Below are 21,358 nucleotides of genomic sequence, written 5' to 3'. Positions count from 1 at the left end.
AATAGGTATCCCTTTATGATTACAGTAGCGCCACAAGTAAATAACGCAGATGCTAATAACAAATTGGATCTTGCAAACTTGAGCCCAGAGCAAACAGCTTTAGAGATCAAAGACCTTGACCTTTACTATGGTGATAAGCAAGCTCTGAGTAAAATCAATATGTTAATTCCAAAAGGCCAAGTCACCGCTTTCATCGGGCCATCTGGTTGTGGTAAATCGACGTTATTACGTTGTATCAACCGTATGAACGACTTGGTAGACAGTTGCCGAATTGAAGGTGAAATTAACCTTCAAGGGCAGAATATCTATGATAAGAGTGTTGATGTTGCAGCGTTACGCCGTAATGTTGGCATGGTATTCCAAAGACCAAACCCTTTTCCTAAATCTATTTACGAAAATGTTGTTTATGGCCTGCGTCTTCAAGGTATTAAAGACAAGCGTAAGCTAGATGAAGTGGTTGAGCGTTCACTACGTGGTGCGGCACTTTGGGATGAAGTAAAAGACCGCTTACATGACAGTGCTTTTGGCTTGTCGGGTGGTCAGCAACAACGATTGGTTATCGCACGTTCGATAGCCATCGAACCAGAAGTATTGTTACTTGATGAACCAACATCAGCACTAGATCCAATATCGACCTTGGTAATCGAAGAGCTGATCAATGACCTAAAAGACAAGTATACTGTTGTTATTGTTACACATAACATGCAACAGGCTGCACGTGTATCTGATCAAACAGCATTTATGTATATGGGTGAGCTAATCGAGTATTCGGATACAAACACATTATTCACAACACCAACGAAGAAAAAGACTGAAGATTACATCACTGGTCGATATGGCTAAATGAGCACGGTCTTACTGTCCTTTAAAAGGGCAGTTTCGTTTTGGGTTGGTATAAGAAGGTAGGTTTTAGATGGAACACAATATTAATAAGCATATTTCTGGCCGCTTTAATGAAGAGCTGGAAAACGTAAGAAACCATGTTTTGAGCATGGGTGGGTTAGTTGAGCAGCAACTAAACCTGGCACTTGACGCTGTGAGCTCGAGCGATGCGGACAAAGCGCGTAAAGTGAGTGAAAACGATTACAAAGTAAATGCAATGGAAGTAAACATTGATGAAGAGTGTACACGCATCATTGCTAAAAGACAGCCAGCAGCAAGTGATTTAAGGCTGGTTGTTGCAATTGCTAAAACCATTGCGGATTTAGAGCGTATTGGCGATGAAGCGGAGCGCATTGCAAAAGTTGCTTTGGATTCATTCACTAAAGATCAGCAGCACTTACTTGTGAATGTAGAGAACATGGGCAGACTGGTATCTAAAATGTTACATGACGTACTTGATTCATTTGCACGAATGGATGCTCAACGTGCTTTTGAAGTTCACAAAGAAGATGCAAAAGTAGATAGAGAATATGAGGCGCTAACTCGCCAAATTATGACTTATATGATGGAAGATCCGCGTTCTATTCCAAAAATTATGGATCTGGTTTGGTCTGTACGCTCATTGGAAAGAATTGGCGACCGTTGCCAAAATATTGCGGAATACGTTATTTACTTCGTGAACGGTAAAGATATTCGTCATACCTCTCAAGAAGATATCGAAAAATCGCTTTAGTTTTATTGGGGATTAATTGTATCGAAGTGAACGATTAATCCCTAGTTCATGATAAAAATCGTTCACAAATTCGGTTAATGCTGTAAACTTGGCCTCTGCACATGCATATTAATATGATTTAAGGGTCAGTTATGCCTAGTAATGCGTTTTTAGGAGTGTTTGCAAAATCTCCTATAAAGCCGATTGAAGAGCACATTAAGATAGTGCATCAAGCCAGTGAAAGCTTGATCCCGTTCTTTGAACATGTCTTCAAAGGGGAGTGGACTGAAGCGGATGCACTTCGCGTTAATATTCGTAACCTAGAACGTGAAGCGGATGCGTTGAAACGAGAAGTACGCTTACAACTTCCTCGCGGTTTATTCATGCCAGTTGAACGGACTGATTTACTGGAACTTATTACCCATCAAGATAAAATTGCCAATAAAGCCAAAGACATCGCAGGACGAGTTGTTGGCCGTGAAATGGTCATCCCCGAATCTATTCAAAAAGACTTTGTTGCTTATCTATCACGCTGTGTAGATGCAACGAAACAAGCCTCTAAAGCGATTAACGAACTAGATGAGCTACTGGAAACAGGGTTCAGAGGTCGTGAAGTTGCCTTGGTCGAAAAAATGTTAGTTGAGCTTGATGCGATTGAGCAAGATACAGATGACATGCAAATTAAAATTCGCCAAGAACTTCGTCAGGTAGAAGCTGATCTCAACCCTATTGACGTGATGTTCTTGTACAAGATCATTGAATGGGTAGGTGAGCTTGCCGATATCGCTGAACGTGTTGGTGCCCGCCTTGAGGTGATGCTAGCACGCTGATTCATAATCAGCGAAACGAGTTAAATAGTTGTACACTGTGATTACTCTCCAAGCGAGTTAATGCTAGAGAGCACAGTGTTGTGTTTGTTTAATAGTTATTTGTGCGACGTTTAATCAATAGAAGTAAATTACGTATACACAAGTACAAAACAGTGCTGAAACAGCACTAAAGGTTTTTCAATGGAATTCATTGCTTCCTATGGCTCGATGCTAGTCATCATCGCAGCTGCAGTTGGTTTCTTTATGGCTTATGGTATTGGTGCGAATGATGTTGCCAATGCAATGGGTACGTCAGTAGGCTCAAAAGCACTGACAATTAAGCAAGCGATTATCATCGCGATGATTTTTGAATTTGCAGGTGCATACCTTGCAGGTGGTGAAGTAACGTCGACGATACGTAAGGGCATTATTGACGCCGCACCGTTTGCCGAAATCCCTGAATTGATGATTTTAGGTATGATCTCTGCGTTATTTGCCGCGGGTACTTGGCTATTATTAGCTTCTTTACTCGGGTGGCCTGTATCAACAACCCACTCAATTATCGGTGCGATCATTGGTTTTGCGCTTGTTGCAGTAGGTAGTGAAGCTATTCAATGGGGCAAAGTGGCTGGTATCGTAGGTAGCTGGGTTGTAACACCTGCTATTTCTGGTTTTATTGCTTATTTGATATTTATGAGTGCGCAAAAGTTGATCTTTGACACGGATAAACCTTTGAGCAATGCAAAACGCTTTGTACCATTTTACATGGGCTTGGCAGGCTTTGTAATGTCACTAGTAACTATCAAAAAAGGTCTAAAGCACATCGGTATTAACCTTGGTACAGTAGAAGGTTATGCACTGGCGATTGGTATTGCAGTATTAATCGGCCTTATCGGTAAAGTTGTCATTTCTCGAATGAAAATGGACCCCAATGCAGACAAACAAATGCAGTTTAACAACGTAGAAAAAGTGTTTGCTGTACTGATGGTGCTAACAGCATGTTGTATGGCGTTTGCACACGGCTCAAACGATGTGGCTAATGCTATCGGTCCACTAGCAGCGGTAGTAAATATTGTTGAAAATAATGGTGAAATGGCTAAGAAAGCGGCGCTAGCGTGGTGGATTTTACCACTAGGTGGCCTTGGTATTGTTGTAGGTCTTGCAGTTTTAGGTAAGAAAGTAATAAAAACAATTGGTGAAGGCATCACGCATTTAACTCCAAGCCGTGGTTTTGCAGCAGAGCTTGCAGCAGCTTCTACAGTGGTTATTGCATCAGGTACTGGTTTGCCTATTTCGACGACACAAACGTTAGTTGGTGCTGTTTTAGGTGTCGGTATGGCACGTGGTATTGCTGCCCTTAACATGGGTGTGATAAGAAACATTGTGGTTTCTTGGGTGATTACATTGCCAGTCGGTGCAGCCCTTGCTATTGTTATATTCTATATTCTAAGAACCGCTTTCGGCGTTTAGTAGAAGACAGACTTTTAGCTTGAAAAGATCTCAGCGCCTTTGGTGCTGGGGTCTTTTTATTTATGGGTACGCAAGTGAATAACTTACCAAGTATAAAACAATTACAATATCTTATTGCTGTGCACCAGCAACAGCATTTTGGCCGAGCGGCAGAGGCCTGTTTTGTCGGCCAGTCGACACTTAGTAGTGCAATTCAAAATTTGGAAGAAACGCTTGGTTGTCAGCTCATTGAGCGAGAAAATCGGAGTTTGATGTTCACTGACGTCGGCGAAGAAGTGGTTGAGCGAGCAAAAAAAATCATTGATGATTCAATCAGTGTTGTGGAGCTGACTAAAAGCTATAAAAACCCATTGTCAGGAAAGTTGGTATTGGGCATGATCCCAACGATTGCCAGCTTTATTGCCGCACCTTTGTATCAATTTTGCCAAGAGACTTTTCCTGATTTGAAGTTGGTTCTCGTAGAAGATACGAGTGATCGTTTGCTCGAGAAACTCGAGCAAGGGCACATTGATATGGGCATGTTAGCGTTACCGTATAGAACTGAAAAGTTTCATACACAGGTACTGGCAAAAGATCATTTTTCACTGGTGCGTCATCAGGACTACCAAATTCCTGAAATTTTGGAAGATTTCAACTTACTGCCAGAAGACAGTGTTTTTTTGCTTGAAAGAGAGCACTGTATGACGGGACATGCATTGAGTGCTTGTGATCTTAATCGCAGTGAATGTATCAACCCGTTTGAGGCTGCTAACTTACATACTTTATTGAGTATGGTTGAATATCAAAATGGCGTGACATTTTTACCACAAATGGCACTCAATGCTGGTATTTTAGAGGGTAAACCGATGGTGACCTTGTCGCCGCAAGCAGAAGCTTATCGAGAAATAGGATTACTGTGGCGAAAAACCACTGGTCGGATACGCGACTTTAAGATGTTCAGTAATCAGGTGGGTGATTTTATTAAAAAGCAGTGTCAATGACACTGCTTTTTTGATCTTTGTACTGTAAGTTTGCAGACTAAGCACTCAATGTTTAAGTAGAGCTGAGTCTACTCTGTGACATAATGTTGGGTAAAAATAATAAATATACCCAAACAACTAAATTAAAATATGGGATAAAGCCCAATAAAGTGAATAACTTAGTTGGATACCCTTTTTGTTTGGCGCAGCGGTAACATTGCAAGGCTATCATACAATGTACCAATGATAAAAACAGAATAAACTGAAACATACTTAGCTCCTCGAATTCCATTGCGAGATGTGCTCAAATCCATTAGATGTCGCCTAGTTTTATGTAAGTAACTTAAACTAGGTGACATTTTATTGCGAGCTTTAATTATAGTTGAGTTTTTATTGTACTGCAGCGACTTTTTTACCCATTTTGGTTAGCACGCTGTTTTTAGTGATAAAATAGTTTCTAGCGCATGTTTTAGTTGATCAATTGGCAATGGGCGGGAGATAAAATAACCTTGTCCGTAGTCTACGCCAATTTCCTTTAGAGCCTCAAAAATCTCTTTGTTTTCAACATACTCTGCAACTGAATATTTATCTAAAGAATGACTAATGTCGTTGACTGCCTTGACCAGCGCAAGATCAATAGGGTCATTTAGCATGTCACGAACAAAGGAGCCGTCTATTTTAACATGCTGTGCTGGTAATTGTTTCAGGTAACTAAAAGTACTAAAACCAGTTCCAAAGTCATCGATTGAAAAATGGCAACCGAGCTGATTAAGCTGTTTTATCATCGCTTGCGTTGCAGCTAGATTGTTTATACTGGCTGACTCAGTGATCTCGAAAATAATGCAATGAGCAGGCACCTGATAGTCTCGTAAACAACTTTGAATATGTGGCATTAGTCTCTCATCTAAAAATGATTGAGCAGACAAGTTCAGTGATACCTGATGAAGCTCTGGGTGCATTGCTACCGCTTTAATACTCTCTCTAATGACGGATTGATCCATTAAATAAGTATCGTTTAGTAACTCCAGCGCTGGAATGAATTGATTGGGGTAAATGAGCTTGTCGTCAATGACCAGACGAAGCAAGGTTTCATAGTAGGCAATGGTATTGTTTTTAAAGTCCCAAATAGGTTGATAGTGTAGCTCAAGTTGATTATTTTTTAGTGCTTCTCTAACACTATGCCCCCACTCTAAGCCTGTTTGCAGTGTGCTATTCTTGTCGTCTTCTTTGCTGTAACAATGGACGAGATTACGACCTAAGTTTTTCGCAATGTACAGCGCGATGTCGGACTGTTTTAGGCATTCATTTGGATCGCTATTAGTTTGAGTAATCTGGGTGAGACCAATAGAGCAGCTAATGGTATAGCTCGCTTCTTCTGAATGAAAGCGATGATTTTCAATGGCACTACAGATACCCTCAGCCATCATATGTGCTTCAAGCAGAGGTTTATTCTTGAGTAAGACCGCAAACTCGTCACCCCCAATTCTAAAGATGAGGTGCTCTTGACTGATATGCTCGCCGAATAGCTGGGCAACTTCTTGCAGAACAATATCGCCTTGCTGATGCCCTTTACTATCATTAATGATCTTAAAATGATCCAAGTCTATGTAAATCAAAGCATGTTCAATGTCTTTTTGAAGTTTTGCTTGCTGACAAAATAGATTGAGTTGTTGATCAAAGTAATAGCGATTGTGGAGCCCCGTTAAGGTATCATGCAACGCTAAATGTCTTAATTGCAATTCAGCTTCTTTGCGTTCATGAATATTATCAATGGTGGCGGTGATTGTGGTTGTACTGGTCTTATTCTTAATCAGCTGAAAACGACACTCGACCCATATTGCTGCACCGGTATGGTGCTTGATTTGCAGTTCAAAGGTAGAAGATTGTGCTCCGCTCAAGATCTCTTCAACGACTAACTGCAATTTAGGCAAGTACTCGGGTAAGACATAATCACATAATTGGGTAGACAGTGTTGTTTTTAGCTTGTATCCAGTAAGTTGTTCCCAAGCCGGGTTAATAAATCTAATGGTTCCTTTGCCATCAAGTTCAAGCACAACTGTATTCAGGTGCAGTAATATTCTTTGGTGGGCCGAGAATAGCTCTTTGTAGCTCTGTTCGCTACGACTTAGTTGCTCTACTTTATTGGCAAATTCAGCATAGCTCACCATAAAATCTTCACGACGCGCAGCGTGATCACAGACTTTGCTCAGTAGAGACAAATTATAAGGAGTACGGACAAAATCAGTCACGCCCAACAGCAGTAACTGTTCAGCATAGTCAGCATCTTGGTTGTCGATAATAGTCACAATGGCCTGGCTTGGTTTGTGTTGCAATATATTGGCCACTAGCTCTTTGGTCGTCTCAGCCCTTGTTGAGGTTGCATCTAGTAAAACAATGGCGTAATCGTTTTGTAAAAACTCTGAGAGCGCAGTGTTGGCTGATATGACATGCGTAGTAGAAAAACTCAAAGCAAGGTGATCGATGATATCCGACGCTTTTTTCTCGTTGTGTTCAAGCAGCAATAGGTTTAGGCGGCTACTTTTGTGCAAATGAGTGGACAATACATTGGCTAAAACTTGCGGTAATACATCATGTCGTTCCAAAGGAAGCACCGCATCAATGCTGTAACTGCGTGCAGTCGTTTCTGCTATACGTTCACAATAAGTCGGTGGAATAAGTACAATAGGGGTATTTTTTGGGGTTTTAAGTAGTCCAGAACGAATCATTCGAGAGAAACGCCAACCATCAATCTTGCCCACATTGAGACCACTAATAACTAAATCGACAGCCTGCTGCTTCAACAGTTGTAGTGCTGCTTGGGTGTCACTGAGCTCTATTATTTGGAATACATTAAGCTTTTGTAACGTTCTTATTACGGTCTGGCGCTCGATATGATCCGCATTGACGAGTAATAAAGTCAGCTGTTTTGCCATGGCGTTACTACCTCAAACCCATGTTTCTAGTTCGTATTCTATTGCCCATATCAATTTATTAGACTGTTTTATATTGCCTTTTTAGCAATACCTCACTCAACTTGTTATGGCTGGCCGTCACGCGCGTGCACGTGTAATAGCCAGTAGAGTAAAGCTATTTGAGGCAGCTTACAAGGGGCTAAAAAGTATGAATAGATATCCTATGTTGCTTGATTTCATTTCCGTGCAGCACTAGACTTGCCGCCAACTTGCACGAATATGAGGTCTACATGCGCGTAGCTGACTTTAGTTTTGAACTTCCAGATGAATTAATTGCTCGTCACCCAAAAGCGGAACGTACGAGTAGCCGCTTGCTAACCCTTAATGGAGACAGTGGTGAGCTTGAACACAAGATATTCAAAGATATTATTGATCTAATTGAGCCAGAGGACCTGATCATCTTCAATAATACTAAAGTGATCCCGGCTCGCATGTTTGGCCAAAAAGCCACAGGTGGTAAGGTTGAGGTATTGGTCGAACGTATTTTGGATGAGCATCGAGTACTCGCACACATTCGTTCAAGTAAGTCACCTAAGCCTGGTGCTGAGCTAATCTTGGAAGGCAAAGCGCAGGCGACCATGGTTGCACGCCATGGAGAGTTGTTTGAATTGGCATTCGAAGGTGAGCATTCAGTGTTGACCATCTTAGATGAGATTGGCCATATGCCATTGCCCCCATATATTGACCGTCCAGATGAAGAAGGCGATAAAGAAAGGTATCAAACAGTTTATAGTGAAAAGCCAGGTGCAGTTGCAGCACCAACAGCAGGTTTGCACTTTGATGATACTTTAATGGCTCAGCTTAAAGATAAAGGCGTCGACATGGCTTTCGTCACATTGCATGTTGGTGCGGGCACCTTTCAACCAGTGCGTGTAGATGATGTTAAAGATCACAATATGCACTCTGAGTATATTGAAGTGCCAGCTGATGTCGTAGATGCGGTTGCACGTTGTAAGGGTCGTGGTGGTCGAGTTATCGCAGTAGGAACAACTTCTGTGCGTTCGCTAGAATCAGCTGCAAAAGTGCATGGCGGCGAATTGAAAACGTTCTATGGTGATACTGATATCTTCATCTATCCAGGATATCAATTTAATGTGGTTGATGTGATGATCACAAATTTCCATTTGCCTGAGTCCACCCTAATTATGTTAGTGAGTGCATTCTCTGGGCAGGAGCACATCATGAATGCATATGAAACGGCAATTGAACAACGCTATCGCTTTTTCAGTTATGGTGATGCGATGTTCTTAACTCGACAAACTAAATAATAAAACGACAGCCCGGCAAATTGCCGGGTTTTTTGTTTTTAGTCTGTGCCTTTTTTAACTGTGACTTTATTTATCGCTTTTTAGCCCCAATATTAGAATTGCTCGGCCTTTATTGGTAGAATCTGACGGTTTATATGACCCCTACATGGGAAAAAGTCATTGGTTAATAATTGTTGGACTGTTTTTCCGACACGAGGTAATTATGAAATTTGAATTAGATTGTACACATGGCAAGGCCCGTCGTGGACGTTTGGTTTTTGAACGTGGTGTAGTAGAAACACCAGCGTTTATGCCAGTTGGTACTTACGGTACTGTAAAAGGTATGACCCCAGATGAGTTGAATGAAACAGGTGCACACATCTGTCTTGGCAACACATTCCACCTGATGCTGCGCCCAGGAACTGAAATTATTAAGCAGCACGGTGACTTACATGATTTTATGAACTGGGATAAGCCAATTTTGACCGATTCAGGTGGTTTCCAAGTATTCAGTCTAGGCGCAATGCGTAAAATCTCTGAAGAAGGGGTGTTGTTCAAATCACCTGTTAACGGTGAAAAGATCATGCTCTCTCCTGAGAAAGCAATGGAAGTTCAGCGTGATTTAGGTTCAGACATCGTAATGATATTTGACGAATGTACGCCTTACCCAGCAACAGAAAAAGAAGCCAAAGATTCGATGGAGTTATCTTTACGCTGGGCAAAACGTTCAAAAGAAGCGCACGGTGATAATCCATCTGCGTTATTTGGTATTATCCAAGGTGGTATGTACCCTGAGCTGCGTGCAGAATCACAAAAAGGCTTAGAAGATATTGGCTTTGATGGCTATGCGTTAGGTGGTTTGTCAGTAGGTGAACCAAAAGAAGAAATGGTTAAAATCCTTGACCACTGCGCATATAAAATGCCAGAGCAAAAGCCTCGTTACTTAATGGGGGTTGGTAAACCGGAAGATTTAGTTGAAGCGGTGCGCCGTGGTATCGACATGTTCGACTGCGTTATGCCAACACGTAATGCTCGAAATGGACACTTGTTTGTAACGGACGGTGTGATTAAAATCCGTAACGCAGTTCACAAAACAGATACAAGTCCTTTAGACGCTGAGTGTGATTGCCACACTTGTAAGAATTACTCTCGTGCCTACCTACATCACTTAGACAAGTGTAATGAAATTTTGGGTGCAAGATTGAACACCATCCACAACTTACGTTATTACCAACGTTTGATGGAAGGTATGAGAAATGCCCTGAGTGAAGGGACATTTGATGAATTTGTCGCTGACTTTTATGAGCGTAGAGGCCTGCCTGTTCCGCCTTTAGCTGATGTAGAAGCAGAGTAACCGTTTTATTCAAAATTAAATGAGGAAAAGCAATGAGCTTATTTATTTCTAACGCCCATGCAAGCACAGCGGCTGCGGCCCCTGCTGGTGGTGGTATGGAAATGCTTATTATGTTGGCTATTTTTGGTTTGGTATTTTATTTCTTAATTTACCGTCCGCAAGCTAAACGTGTAAAAGAGCATAAAGACCTTATGGGTGCTTTAGGTAAAGGTGATGAAGTACTAACTTCAGGTGGCCTTGTCGGTAAAGTTTCGAAAGTTGCTGAAGACAAAGATTTCGTGGTAATTGCCCTGAATGACCAAGTTGAAGTAACAGTTCAAAAATCAGCGGTTGCAGCAGTTTTACCTAAGGGTACAATGAAGTCGCTATAACAATAAGAAAGGGATAATCCAGTGCTAAACAAGTATCCAATGTGGAAATATTTACTTGTACTCGCTGTATTGGCCGTTGGCATTCTCTATGCTACCCCGAATATGTATGGTCGTGATCCGGCCATACAAATTTCAGGTACGAAAGGGGCTGACGCTGATTTAAGCGTGCTTGATCAAGCAAATAAAACACTTCAAACAAACAACTTACCAATCAAATCTGCCGTTCTTGAAGAAGGGCAAGTGCTTATTCGCTTTAAAAATGTTGAAGATCAACTAAAAGCGCAGGATATCCTACGTGACACTCTGAGCGAAGATTACATCTCGGCAATTAATATGTCTCCAGCACAGCCTGATTGGCTGAAAAACATTGGCGCTAACCCAATGAAGCTCGGCTTAGACTTAAGCGGTGGTGTTCATTTTACCATGGAAGTCGATATGGCGACGGCTATGGGCAAAGCACTCGAGCAGATGGAACAAGACTTTAAGAGTGATTTACGTGGCGAAAAACTGCGTTATCGTACGATTCGCCAAGTTGCTAACAGTGAGCGCATTCAAGTTGTTATGCGTTCAGAAGAAGACAAAAAAGCGGCTGAACGTTTTTTAAAGAATCGCTATCCAGGCAATGTATTTGTTAATGACAGCAGCAACGACTTAGCGTTCTTTTCAAGTTTAAGCGATCTAAAAAAGCGTGAGCTACGCGATTACGCAATCAAGCAAAACGAAACAATCATCCGTAACCGTATTAACCAACTAGGCGTCGCTGAGCCAAATGTACAGCGTCAGGGCTCTGAGCGTATTATCGTTCAATTGCCTGGTGTGCAAGACACTGCGCGTGCGAAAGAAATCTTAGGTGCAACGGCGACTTTAGAATTCCGTGAAGTAGACGAGCGTGCAGATACACGCACAGCTGCGCAAGGTCGAGTACCAGCTGGCAGTGAAGTGCTTTACCACAAAGATGGCTATCCAGTTGTACTAAAAACACGTGTGATCTTAGCGGGCTCGCATATTACTGGTGCGCAATCGGGCATGGATGAGTACCAACGTCCTCAAGTGAGCATTAACCTTGATAGCAAAGGTGGCGCTAAAATGAGTGCATTTACCAAACGCGCAGTTGGTAAGAGCATGGCAACGGTATTTATCGAGTACAAGCCCTCGGGCAAAGTTGACGCTGAAGGAAAAGCGCTTCCTCCAATTAAAGTGGAAGAAGTGATTAACGTCGCGACCATTCAATCACGTTTGAACAACTCGTTCCGTATCACCGGTATAGATAACCCCGCTGAAGCGCATAACTTGAGTTTACTACTGCGTGCGGGTGCATTGGTTGCGCCAATTCAAATCGTAGAAGAACGTACGGTAGGACCAAGCCTTGGTCAGGAAAATATTGAGGCAGGTATGACGGCAGTGGTCCTTGGTTTTGCATTTGTCCTTGCATTTATGTTGATGTATTACAAAGGATTTGGCTTAGTTGCTAACTTGGCGCTTGCTGCGAACCTGGTAATGATCATTGGTGTGATGTCGATGATAAGTGGTGCAACACTAACGCTGCCTGGTATTGCGGGTATTGTACTGACTGTCGGTATGGCAGTAGATGCGAACGTACTGATTTTTGAGCGAATTCGTGAAGAGCTGGCAGATGGCCGAAGCCCACAGCAAGCAGTTCATCATGGTTATGATAGTGCTTTTAGCACAATCTTCGATGCAAATATCACAACATTAATAGCAGCGGTTATTTTGTTCTCGGTGGGAACTGGTCCAATTGCAGGCTTTGCTGTGACATTAGCAATCGGTATTTTAACGTCGATGTTTACAGCTATCATCGGTACTCGTGCAGTGATTAACGCCTTCATTGGCGGTAAGCGCATCAACAAGTTGTCGATCTAGGAGCGAATATGCAGTTATTAAATTTATCAAGCACCATTCGCTTTATGTCGGCGCGCAAGTTGTCGATGGCTTTCTCGGCATTACTGATTTTGGCGTCTGTTGCATCGTTTATGATCAAAGGCCTGAACTTTGGATTAGACTTTACAGGTGGTACTGCGGTAGAAGTAGGCTTTTCACAGCCTGCAGATCTACCCAAGATCCGTAAAGTACTTGCTGATAATGGGTTTGCCGACGCAGCGGTGACGTTATTTGGCTCAAGCCAAGAGGTATTGGTACGCATTGCACCACGTGAAGGTGAAAAAGCAGAAACTATTGGCAATCAACTTATAGATGCACTGAAATTGGCCGACAGCAGCGTTGAGATGCGTCGTATCGAATTTGTAGGCCCAAGCGTGGGTGAAGATCTAAAGGAAGATGGCGGCTTAGCTATGTTGACAGCACTTCTGTGCATCTTGGTCTACGTAGCATTTCGTTTTGAATGGCGCTTTGCTGTTGGTGCGGTTGCCGCGCTATTCCATGATGTGATCTTAACGATGGGTCTGTTCTCTCTACTTGAGCTTGAATTTGACTTGACCATTTTGGCAGCAGTTTTGGCGGTAATCGGTTATTCGCTTAACGATACCATTGTTGTATCCGACCGTATTCGTGAAAACTTCCGTAAGGTGCGTATCGACGATACTCTTGAGATCATTAATATATCGCTGACACAGACAATGAACCGTACACTTGTAACATCAATCACGACTATTCTTGTATTGATCGCGCTATTTGTATGGGGTGGTCAAACCATCCACGGTTTTGCGACAGCTTTACTATTTGGTGTTTTCATTGGTACTTACTCTTCAGTTTATGTTGCAAGCTCTGTCGCTGTTGCAATGGGGGTAAGCAAAGAAGATCTGATCCCGGTTGAAGTTGAAAAAGAAGGTGCCGATCTGGATGCTATGCCATAGGTAGGGCTTCTTTCTGGTATGCGTTTATTACTCTGAATACAATAACGCAAGACCTCTAGATCAAAATCAAAAAGGCCACATTTAATGTGGCCTTTGTTGTTTCAAAATGATGACAAGACTGTATAATGAGAATTGTTATCAATAATAAAGATTTTGAGGATAGTATGTATAAACAGCTAGGAATTGCATGTGCTGCATTAGCTTTATTTGCTTGTTCGGAGAAAGAAAGCACACAAACTACTCAGCCAGAAGCAAAAGCGCCAGTGACTGAAAACGCTCTAAGTCAGTATAAATCACAAGCCAAATCGCTTTTAGCCAATATTAGAGAGCAAAAGCCTGCGTCTGAACTAGAGCAAGAGTCTGCAAACTTAGTTGCGACTTCACGTAACGTGCTTTCTGACTTCGTCACTAAATACCCTCAATGTAAGGACTATTTAGATGCGCTAGATAAAGCCGCTGATTTAATCCCTTCGTTACCACTAGAAGAAATTGAAAGTGGTTACCATGAAGACGGCAAACTACCTAAGTATAGCGATCCTGTGTGTTACCACGCTAAAGACTTGTTGGTTCACCCAGCGACAGTGCAAGCAATTGCAAAACTTGGCTTTACTGAAAATGCTCAGTACCAAGATGCTGAGTTAGAAATCGTAGAAGTTATCGCACACTTTGACCAAGTGGAAAGAGCGTTAAACTAAATCATCATACGGTGAGAGTTTAACTCTCACCTAACTCTCCATATTTTCATCATTTTATCGTGCGAATATGCACAATTTTCATCCCCAAAATTGGTAAATCTCATCTGATTGCAATCTAATTGTCATAAAAACTTGATAATTTGGCTGATTATTGAACACTTTAATTAGATTGGCTGTACCTGTGGATCCTATAAAATCCATGTTGGATGACATTCTCAGCAACGAAGCTGTGTATCCAATGTTTCAACCTATTTTTGACCTTGCGAAAGAGAAGGTCCTTGGTTTTGAGGCGTTAAGTCGAGGTAGTATAGATAACGATCTTACGCTGCCTGATAAAATGTTCGCTGCAGCCAGTAAGTATGACCGACTATCTGAACTTGAGCTGCTATGCAGAAAAAAGGCCATAGAGCAGTTTGCTTCACTTAATTTGCCTGGCAAATTATTTCTCAATGTGAGCCCCAAGGCTTTGCTCGATCCACATCATCCAAAAGGCGAAACTTTACATTTGATTGAAGAGGCTGGTCTTAACTGTAATCGAGTAGTGATAGAGGTTACTGAGCAAGACAAGGTGGATGATGGCTTTTTACTACTCAAAACGATATCACATTATCGCCAGCTGGGGTTTAAAATTGCCATTGATGATTTGGGTGCTGGCTATTCAGGTTTAAAACAGTGGTCTGAACTATGCCCTGATTTTGTAAAGGTTGACCGTTATTTTATCGATTACTGTGACCAAAGTATTGTTAAACGGGAATTTCTAAAGTCTATTATTGATCTAGCCAAAGCTACTAATACCGCTGTTATTGCCGAAGGGATAGAGCGAGAAGAAGAGCTTAGATTATTGAAAAAGCTTGGTATTGTGAATGCGCAAGGCTTCTTATTAGCTAGGCCAAGTTGTCGGCCAAAAGAAGAGCTAAATAAAATCAATGAGAAGCCAACATCGCTGAGCCAGCCCGCATCTCCCTCGAGTCAATTTGAACAGTCTATGGCAATCGGTTGGCTAGCAACAGACGTCACAGCAATACATACCAATACGCAGTGCCTCGATGCACACCGGCGGTTTGAGCAAAACAAGCAGTTAATGAGTATTGCCGTATTGAATGATAACAGGCAACCTGTTGGATTATTACATCGCGACCAGCTTACAGAAGTATTTGCTTCTCCTTATGGTCATGCACTGTTTGATAAAAAGTCTGTTGTAAAGTTAATGGATAAGCAGCCTTTGATCGTCGATGAACAGCAAAAGCTGGATTATGTGAGCCAAATGATCACCGAGAATGAGTTTGATATTCGCAGGCATATTGTGATTACCAAAGAGGGTGAATATTTGGGACTTGCACCGCTTAGAGACATTTTAAAGCACATCACCGAAGAGAAAATTCGCCATGCGCAACATGCTAATCCATTGACAATGTTGCCTGGTAACGTAGCAATTAATGAGGCAATTGAGCAAAGGCTAAAAGCGAAGCATGAGTTCTCTCTGGGCTATATAGACCTTAACCACTTTAAACAGTTTAACGATCTCTATGGGTACGCAAGTGGCGACAGCGTGATTAAGTTGCTAGCAGATGTGACGCTCGAAGTATGCAAGCCAAGCTTATGTTTTGTCGGGCATATTGGCGGAGATGACTTCATGGTAGTATTTGACGGGGCCGATGCAGAATCCCTCTGTCATCAGATCATCGAGCAATTTGAAGCGCGCTCTAAGTCACTGTTTACTCCAGAGCACGTTTCAGCAGGTGGCTACTGGGCTACAAACCGAGAAGGTCAAAAGCAATTTGTACCATTACTCACTTTGTCTATCGGCCTTGTGAATCCAGATGTCCATTCTTGCCACAATAGTCATCAAGTAGCTGCATTGGCGACAGACGCCAAAAAGGAAGCCAAACGCTATAGAAACAGCTATTTGTTTGTGTGCAGCCGTCGAAAGCCGAGTGCTCCTATGGTAAGGCTTGAAGCAGCGGCGAACCTGCCGTAGAGTTTTTGACATTGTATTCAGTCTATCTACTCCATGGGGGAATTTAACCTCATGGAGTAATTTTATCGTGATCCAACGAAACCTTATTGCTTTGTGAATATAAAATATGAAATATATATACTTAAGGCGAAGAGAAATTCTTCGTCAGGTTATATATATTTATAAATACCAATGCAATCACCATGTCCAGAAGGACCTAAAGGGAGTCGCTATCATGATGAAGATATTAATGTATGTCTGTTTAATCGTCGTAACTTCCTGTACGTTTGCTTCGCAGAGCAAGCCAACCATTTATGTGGCAAAAGAACAAAGGCCGCTCTATGACCGTGATTTGTTTCTCTATGAGTTGCTGCAGCAAGCGTTAATAGCTGCTGAGTATGACGTTAATATAGAACATGTGAAAGTGCATCCCCACCAGCAAAGAACGCTAATGGCGTTAAGTAAAGGGCGTGTTGATTTACATTGGAGTATGACCAGTCCGGCGAGAGAAAAGCTAGCCATCGCGGTTAAGTTTCCATTATTTGATGGGCTGATTGGCAAGCGGGTACTGGTCATTCACAAAGCGCATTATGAGCAATTTAAATCGATTACAGAGCTAGCCCAATTAAGCCGTTATACAGCAGTACAAGGACATGACTGGCCTGATACTAAGATCCTTGCAAGCAATGGACTAGAAGTAAAACCGATAGCAAACTATCAAGCTATGTTCGATATGGTATTGGCAAAGAAAGCTGATTACTTTCCACGCTCGATTGTGGAAGCACAGTCTGAATTGGCGAGTCAGAATAATCCAGCGTTAATGATAGTGCCAGACTATTACTTATCTTACCCCGCTAGGTTTTATTTTTTTGTAAACAAAGAGAACCCTGAGCTAGCAACTAAGTTAGCCCAAGGTCTCAAAAAGATGAGGGAAAGTGGCGCGTACCATGACTTACTTGTACGGTATTTTGATATCGATATGCTGTCCAGTAGTCATATGCTGCCTTTAACTAATCCTTTTTATTAGTCTATTTTGTTCGTTTAATGGATGGGACTTTAAAGTCGTACGCCTCTTTATAGCTGAGAAACGTTAGTACAACTAAAACACCGCAAAACATGGAGTAATTTAAGTAACCGGTAACGTCAAAGGCATAGTAAAAAAACGTAATGTCGTAGCCTTTACCATTGCGCATATAGTTTTCTACCAGAGCGAAGAAACTCATTGCTGCACTAATAAGGCACAGCCAAGGTAAGATGCTATCTGCGAATGTGTACTTAATTTTATGTTTAGGGAATAGCTTTTTGGATATTTCCACCCGGTATGTAAGCGGTACCAATATCATTAACTCTTTAACTAGGTGAATACCATAAATCAAACTATTTTGAATAAGGCGATCACCAGGTTCAGACACAAGGCTTATCAGGCCTGTGGTGAAAATAATATTTTCGAACAATACGGGCATCATAGCTAAAAAAGCGATAGAACAAATATTGACGTCTCTTAATCTGTGGCCAATTAAGAAAACGAGAGAGACAATTGATATGTACGCGAGAAAAAAGAAATAAGTCGCGTCTTGAATGATAAAGATCACTACTACCATTACAACATAAGGTAGTAGTAAATCTTTGAATGCAAATTGTTTTGCCATAAATAGTTCTTTACTGAAAAATAAACTTAAGGGGTGACATTGTTATGGTTTAACAATGGGCTTGCTTTGTGTGTGTTTATTTTTCTTTGGGTCACAGTTATTTGAAAAAGGGTCTGCTGGACCTAATAAACCTGAACCGCCTACGATTAAACGGCATTGTTTCTTAGCAATCATCTTCATAGTGATTATCCTTATTTCATTGTTGTCTAGTCAGCTAACGAATGTACGACACTCTTTAGTTTCCAATGGCAATAGGCACAACGCAAAGCCTTACTGCTTTACCAGAGAAGAGGTGCCACCTAACACTAATCAAAAAGAACCAAAACCTGTTTAAGGAATAGTACTTAAAGTCTGTATTAATGTGGGCGACTCAATGAATTTAACACCAAATAATTTGGAGTTAAACATTTTTTTACAAAAAAATAAGATGCTAAATTCAGGCCAATTTGTGAAAAAAACTACCCAAAAAAGCAGGGGCGCTTGATCCCTACTTTTTTGCGTAACTCATTGTTTGGTAATGTAATGATATTAAAGCTTAAATTTTGCCATTTCAGTTTCAAGCTGTGTTGCTAACCCTTTAATACTGTCTGTGGCAGAGTGAGCCTGTTGAGACACATTTGCGGTTTGAGAAGCCGTGTCTGAAATCGTCACCACTCTTTGCGCTGTATCTTCCCCTGCTGCTAATTGCTCTTTCGCAGCTAAGGCTATTTGGTCACTCATTTGAGAAATTGCGCTCAAAGAACTTGCCACACTTCTTAGTGCTTCACTTGCCTCGTTTGACATTGTTACTGTCTTTTCACTGGTCGAGATACTTAAAGAAACAGATGATTTGGCCTCCTGCGTGGCAGACTGCAAATTGCCAATCATAGTATGAATTTCTTCGGTACTAGATTGAGTACGCTGTGCTAGCTGACGTACTTCATCTGCGACGACAGCAAAACCTCGCCCTTGCTCTCCCGCACGTGCTGCTTCAATTGCGGCATTCAGTGCTAATAAATTTGTTTGCTCAGCAATACTTTGAATAACACTCAGTACATTTGCAATATTGTTTACTTCTTCATCGAGAGCTTGAATATTGCTACCTGCACTGTCAATTTGTTGTTCAAGCAAAGCGATTGCTTCAGATGCATCGCTGGTCAAACGGTCAGCATTTTGGCCTTGATTCTCTGCTTCTTGAACAGAGAAGGCAGCCTGTTCAGCGTGCTCAACAACGGTTTGCGCTGACGCGGTTAGCTCAGTGATTGCAGAAGCGACCATCTGAGTTTCTTCGCTGAGGCTTAAGGTTAAGTTTTCTAGTTCAGTAGAACGCGCTTCGCCATCGTAGCTTTGCTCCTTGAGCGTATCACTTACGGTCATCAAGCCGCTTACCACACCTTTCAATCCGTCTTGCATATAACGCATTGCAGCCATGATGCTGTAATCTTTAGCTGATGATGTATCTATTTGTGATGTTAAATTGCCTTGGGATACCTGTCTTACGATATCGAGTACGTCATTGAGCTCCGCACCCAGTTTATTTGAGAGTGATAAGCCATACCTAGCAATGGCGAAAGTTAACGCAATCGCGATGATAAGTGATAATGATAAAAGCCAACTTGCTGTTTCCCAATATCGAGCATCCACTTCTTTGTAACTAATCCCGGTACCAACGTACCATCCAAACAACGACGTTTTTTGCACAACGGATGTTAAATCAACGACTTCGCCATTACGTTCAGAATTCCAATGATAGGTAATAATGCGATTAGTTTTGTTACCCACTAGCCTCTCTACTAAACGGCCAATACTGTTGCCACTGGCATCCTTAAAATCATTGAAACTAGTTCCATGTAGCTGAGGATCATGAGGAGCTGCAACAAAATCCAATTTGTCATCTACTACATAGACATACTCCGAATCGTGGTATTTATTTTCTTGCAATATCTTTGCTGCAAGTCGTTTGGCTTCTTGCTCTGTCAGTTCTCCAGATCGTACAAACTGCTCAAATTGCTCAACAATATTAACCGTACTCTTCATTAATTGGTTGATACGGGCAATATTATCCGTTTCACTGGCGTGGCGCAGTGACTGTAGTCCTAGCACTGCAACCAAGATAAGTGCGATAAAGATGGCAGCAGCAAATAGGATGATTTTTAGTCTTAAAGTCAGGGTAGAAAACACAATATGCACCTTAACAGAGATCGAGTTAATAGTTTATGGAACTCCACTTTTATGATTTATCATGTTTAAGCAGAGTATGTAAGTAGCCGATTACTCTATATGAATAAAAATTAGATGATTTTTCCTCATATGACGACTTTTTTCCCTATTAAATTGCATTGATTATGCGTATCTCATGTTCCGTCAGTGGGCGGTATTGCCCTGCCTCCAAGTCGTTATCTAACTCAATACCTCCTATATTTTCTCTATGCAATTCAACCACATGGTTTTCAACGGCGGCAAGCATTCGCTTAACTTGGTGGTATTTTCCTTCGCAAATAGATAGCCTCAAGGCATATTTGCCTAGCGCTTCAGCTTGAGCGGGGCGAGTGAGTTGTTTTTCATTGTGTAAAGCGACTCCCTGACGTAAATCAAACAGCGCTTCCTCTGTGATTATTTCTTTCGTTTCAACAAGGTATGTTTTGAATTTTTGTTTCTTTGGGGATGTGATTTGGTGTGACCAATCACCATCATTGGTTATGAGGACTAGGCCAGTTGTATCGATATCTAATCGACCTGCAATATGAAAATCTTTTAAGTTGGGCTCATCTAGTAGGTCAAATACAGTGGGGTGTAATTCATCGTGATTTGCACATACATAGCCTTGAGGTTTATTGAGCATGAAGTATCTTTTACCTAGGTACTTCAATGGTTTATCATTAAGGGTTATGTCGTCACTAGCCGTTATTTGTTGTTCGTTCTTTTTACAAATAAGGCCGTTTACGGCGACATTGCCCTTTTTAATTAACGACTTTACTTTGGTGCGTGGAAGTTCGCCAACATTGCTCACAAACTTGTCTAAACGGCATGGGAATTTCATGGTAGTTCTCGGGTAATATATTGTAAAAAAGTATTGGTTATAAATTATTTAATTTTTTCGATAAATAGTTGGGTCTAAGTCGTAAGGATGAACGCTCAAACTGACACTATCTGACAAAACGTGTTGTAGCCTCGCAAGTACAAGCTCGCTTAGAATTTGCTTTTGAGCTTGGGTTCGCCCCTCAAGTAAGTGTATTTGTACGTGTACAAAGTCTTTTTTGCCATCGCCCAATAAGCAGGCTTGATACTCTATAAGTCTGGTTTTAATTGTCGTTATGTCAAATAACGTTGAATCGATGACACTTTGATGTACTGATGAGAGTAATTCAGACGCGTCTATTTGTAGTGTTGGAGAGTGCTCTATGATGATGTGTGGCATTGTAAATATGACAATTAATTTTACAGAGCACTATGATAAATCGGTTGAGGTAG

The 21,358-nt window shown here is 41.5% G+C and carries 20 protein-coding genes; 13 read left to right on the top strand and 7 right to left on the bottom strand.

Going from position 1 to position 21,358, the window contains the following annotated elements; genetic code table 11:
• Positions 1-15: 15 nt before the first annotated feature.
• The 5 genes from pstB (at position 16) to N475_RS07490 (ending at position 4,853) form a co-directional block, all read left to right on the top strand.
• On the top strand, positions 16-843 hold the full coding sequence (gene pstB, locus N475_RS07510; RefSeq protein ID WP_063358700.1) for a phosphate ABC transporter ATP-binding protein PstB: 828 nt from the start codon (positions 16-18) through the stop codon (positions 841-843).
• A 70-nt stretch (positions 844-913) separates the two neighbouring features.
• The gene (phoU, locus tag N475_RS07505; protein ID WP_063358701.1) at positions 914-1,615 is read left to right on the top strand and encodes a phosphate signaling complex protein PhoU; all 702 of its coding nucleotides are present in this window, start codon (positions 914-916) and stop codon (positions 1,613-1,615) included.
• A 131-nt stretch (positions 1,616-1,746) separates the two neighbouring features.
• The gene (locus N475_RS07500) at positions 1,747-2,424 is read left to right on the top strand and encodes a TIGR00153 family protein (protein ID WP_063358702.1); all 678 of its coding nucleotides are present in this window, start codon (positions 1,747-1,749) and stop codon (positions 2,422-2,424) included.
• A 180-nt stretch (positions 2,425-2,604) separates the two neighbouring features.
• Entirely contained in the window at positions 2,605-3,873 is a 1,269-nt protein-coding gene (locus N475_RS07495) for an inorganic phosphate transporter (RefSeq protein ID WP_063358703.1), read from the top strand.
• A gap of 74 nt (positions 3,874-3,947) precedes the next feature.
• Positions 3,948-4,853: a hydrogen peroxide-inducible genes activator gene (locus N475_RS07490; RefSeq protein ID WP_063358734.1), complete on the top strand. Its 906-nt coding sequence runs from the start codon at positions 3,948-3,950 to the stop codon at positions 4,851-4,853.
• Between the two features lie 52 nt (positions 4,854-4,905).
• Here the strand turns inward: N475_RS07490 and N475_RS26030 are convergent, their stop codons facing one another.
• Both N475_RS26030 and N475_RS07485 read right to left on the bottom strand, forming a co-directional pair.
• Positions 4,906-5,103, bottom strand: coding sequence for a hypothetical protein (locus tag N475_RS26030; RefSeq protein WP_081216044.1), 198 nt, complete (start codon positions 5,101-5,103; stop codon positions 4,906-4,908).
• A gap of 154 nt (positions 5,104-5,257) precedes the next feature.
• Positions 5,258-7,765 carry a two-component system response regulator gene (locus tag N475_RS07485; protein ID WP_063358704.1) on the bottom strand — a complete coding sequence of 836 codons (2,508 nt, stop codon included), beginning with the start codon at positions 7,763-7,765 and terminating at the stop codon, positions 5,258-5,260.
• 269 nt (positions 7,766-8,034) lie between these two features.
• On the opposite strand from N475_RS07485, the gene queA reads away from it, so the two are divergent.
• The 8 genes from queA to N475_RS07445 all read left to right on the top strand — a co-directional run bounded on the left by queA (position 8,035) and on the right by N475_RS07445 (position 17,286).
• Positions 8,035-9,072 carry a tRNA preQ1(34) S-adenosylmethionine ribosyltransferase-isomerase QueA gene (queA, locus tag N475_RS07480; protein WP_063358705.1) on the top strand — a complete coding sequence of 346 codons (1,038 nt, stop codon included), beginning with the start codon at positions 8,035-8,037 and terminating at the stop codon, positions 9,070-9,072.
• Between the two features lie 202 nt (positions 9,073-9,274).
• Complete coding sequence (tgt, locus tag N475_RS07475; RefSeq protein WP_063364978.1) at positions 9,275-10,405, top strand: tRNA guanosine(34) transglycosylase Tgt; 1,131 nt, start codon at positions 9,275-9,277, stop codon at positions 10,403-10,405.
• Positions 10,406-10,437: 32 nt separating this feature from the next.
• Positions 10,438-10,776, top strand: coding sequence for a preprotein translocase subunit YajC (gene yajC, locus N475_RS07470; protein ID WP_063358707.1), 339 nt, complete (start codon positions 10,438-10,440; stop codon positions 10,774-10,776).
• A gap of 21 nt (positions 10,777-10,797) precedes the next feature.
• Positions 10,798-12,657, top strand: coding sequence for a protein translocase subunit SecD (gene secD, locus N475_RS07465; protein WP_063358708.1), 1,860 nt, complete (start codon positions 10,798-10,800; stop codon positions 12,655-12,657).
• An 8-nt stretch (positions 12,658-12,665) separates the two neighbouring features.
• Positions 12,666-13,607, top strand: a complete 942-nt coding sequence (gene secF / locus N475_RS07460) for a protein translocase subunit SecF (RefSeq protein ID WP_063358709.1) — start codon at positions 12,666-12,668, stop codon at positions 13,605-13,607.
• A 164-nt stretch (positions 13,608-13,771) separates the two neighbouring features.
• Complete coding sequence (locus N475_RS07455) at positions 13,772-14,302, top strand: hypothetical protein (protein WP_063358735.1); 531 nt, start codon at positions 13,772-13,774, stop codon at positions 14,300-14,302.
• Between the two features lie 199 nt (positions 14,303-14,501).
• Positions 14,502-16,280, top strand: a complete 1,779-nt coding sequence (locus N475_RS07450; RefSeq protein WP_405127428.1) for a GGDEF domain-containing protein — start codon at positions 14,502-14,504, stop codon at positions 16,278-16,280.
• Between the two features lie 214 nt (positions 16,281-16,494).
• On the top strand, positions 16,495-17,286 hold the full coding sequence (locus N475_RS07445) for a substrate-binding periplasmic protein (protein WP_063358711.1): 792 nt from the start codon (positions 16,495-16,497) through the stop codon (positions 17,284-17,286).
• Position 17,287: 1 nt separating this feature from the next.
• Here the strand turns inward: N475_RS07445 and N475_RS07440 are convergent, their stop codons facing one another.
• The 5 genes from N475_RS07440 to N475_RS07425 all read right to left on the bottom strand — a co-directional run bounded on the left by N475_RS07440 (position 17,288) and on the right by N475_RS07425 (position 21,305).
• Positions 17,288-17,908, bottom strand: a complete 621-nt coding sequence (locus N475_RS07440; RefSeq protein WP_185843612.1) for a hypothetical protein — start codon at positions 17,906-17,908, stop codon at positions 17,288-17,290.
• A 42-nt stretch (positions 17,909-17,950) separates the two neighbouring features.
• Positions 17,951-18,088, bottom strand: coding sequence for a hypothetical protein (locus tag N475_RS25380; protein WP_155730969.1), 138 nt, complete (start codon positions 18,086-18,088; stop codon positions 17,951-17,953).
• 348 nt (positions 18,089-18,436) lie between these two features.
• Complete coding sequence (locus tag N475_RS07435; RefSeq protein WP_063358712.1) at positions 18,437-20,068, bottom strand: methyl-accepting chemotaxis protein; 1,632 nt, start codon at positions 20,066-20,068, stop codon at positions 18,437-18,439.
• A 148-nt stretch (positions 20,069-20,216) separates the two neighbouring features.
• Positions 20,217-20,927 carry a 16S rRNA pseudouridine(516) synthase RsuA gene (gene rsuA / locus N475_RS07430; protein WP_063358713.1) on the bottom strand — a complete coding sequence of 237 codons (711 nt, stop codon included), beginning with the start codon at positions 20,925-20,927 and terminating at the stop codon, positions 20,217-20,219.
• 48 nt (positions 20,928-20,975) lie between these two features.
• Positions 20,976-21,305 (bottom strand): 5-carboxymethyl-2-hydroxymuconate Delta-isomerase, encoded by a 330-nt coding sequence (locus N475_RS07425; protein ID WP_063358714.1) that lies wholly within the window; start codon positions 21,303-21,305, stop codon positions 20,976-20,978.
• Positions 21,306-21,358: the final 53 nt, after the last annotated feature.

It is taken from the genome of Pseudoalteromonas luteoviolacea DSM 6061 (assembly GCF_001625655.1).
Taxonomy (GTDB): Bacteria; Pseudomonadota; Gammaproteobacteria; order Enterobacterales; family Alteromonadaceae; genus Pseudoalteromonas; species Pseudoalteromonas luteoviolacea.
The sequence above is the reverse complement of the archived record's forward strand: the minus strand, read 5'-3'. Positions and strand labels throughout refer to the sequence as shown.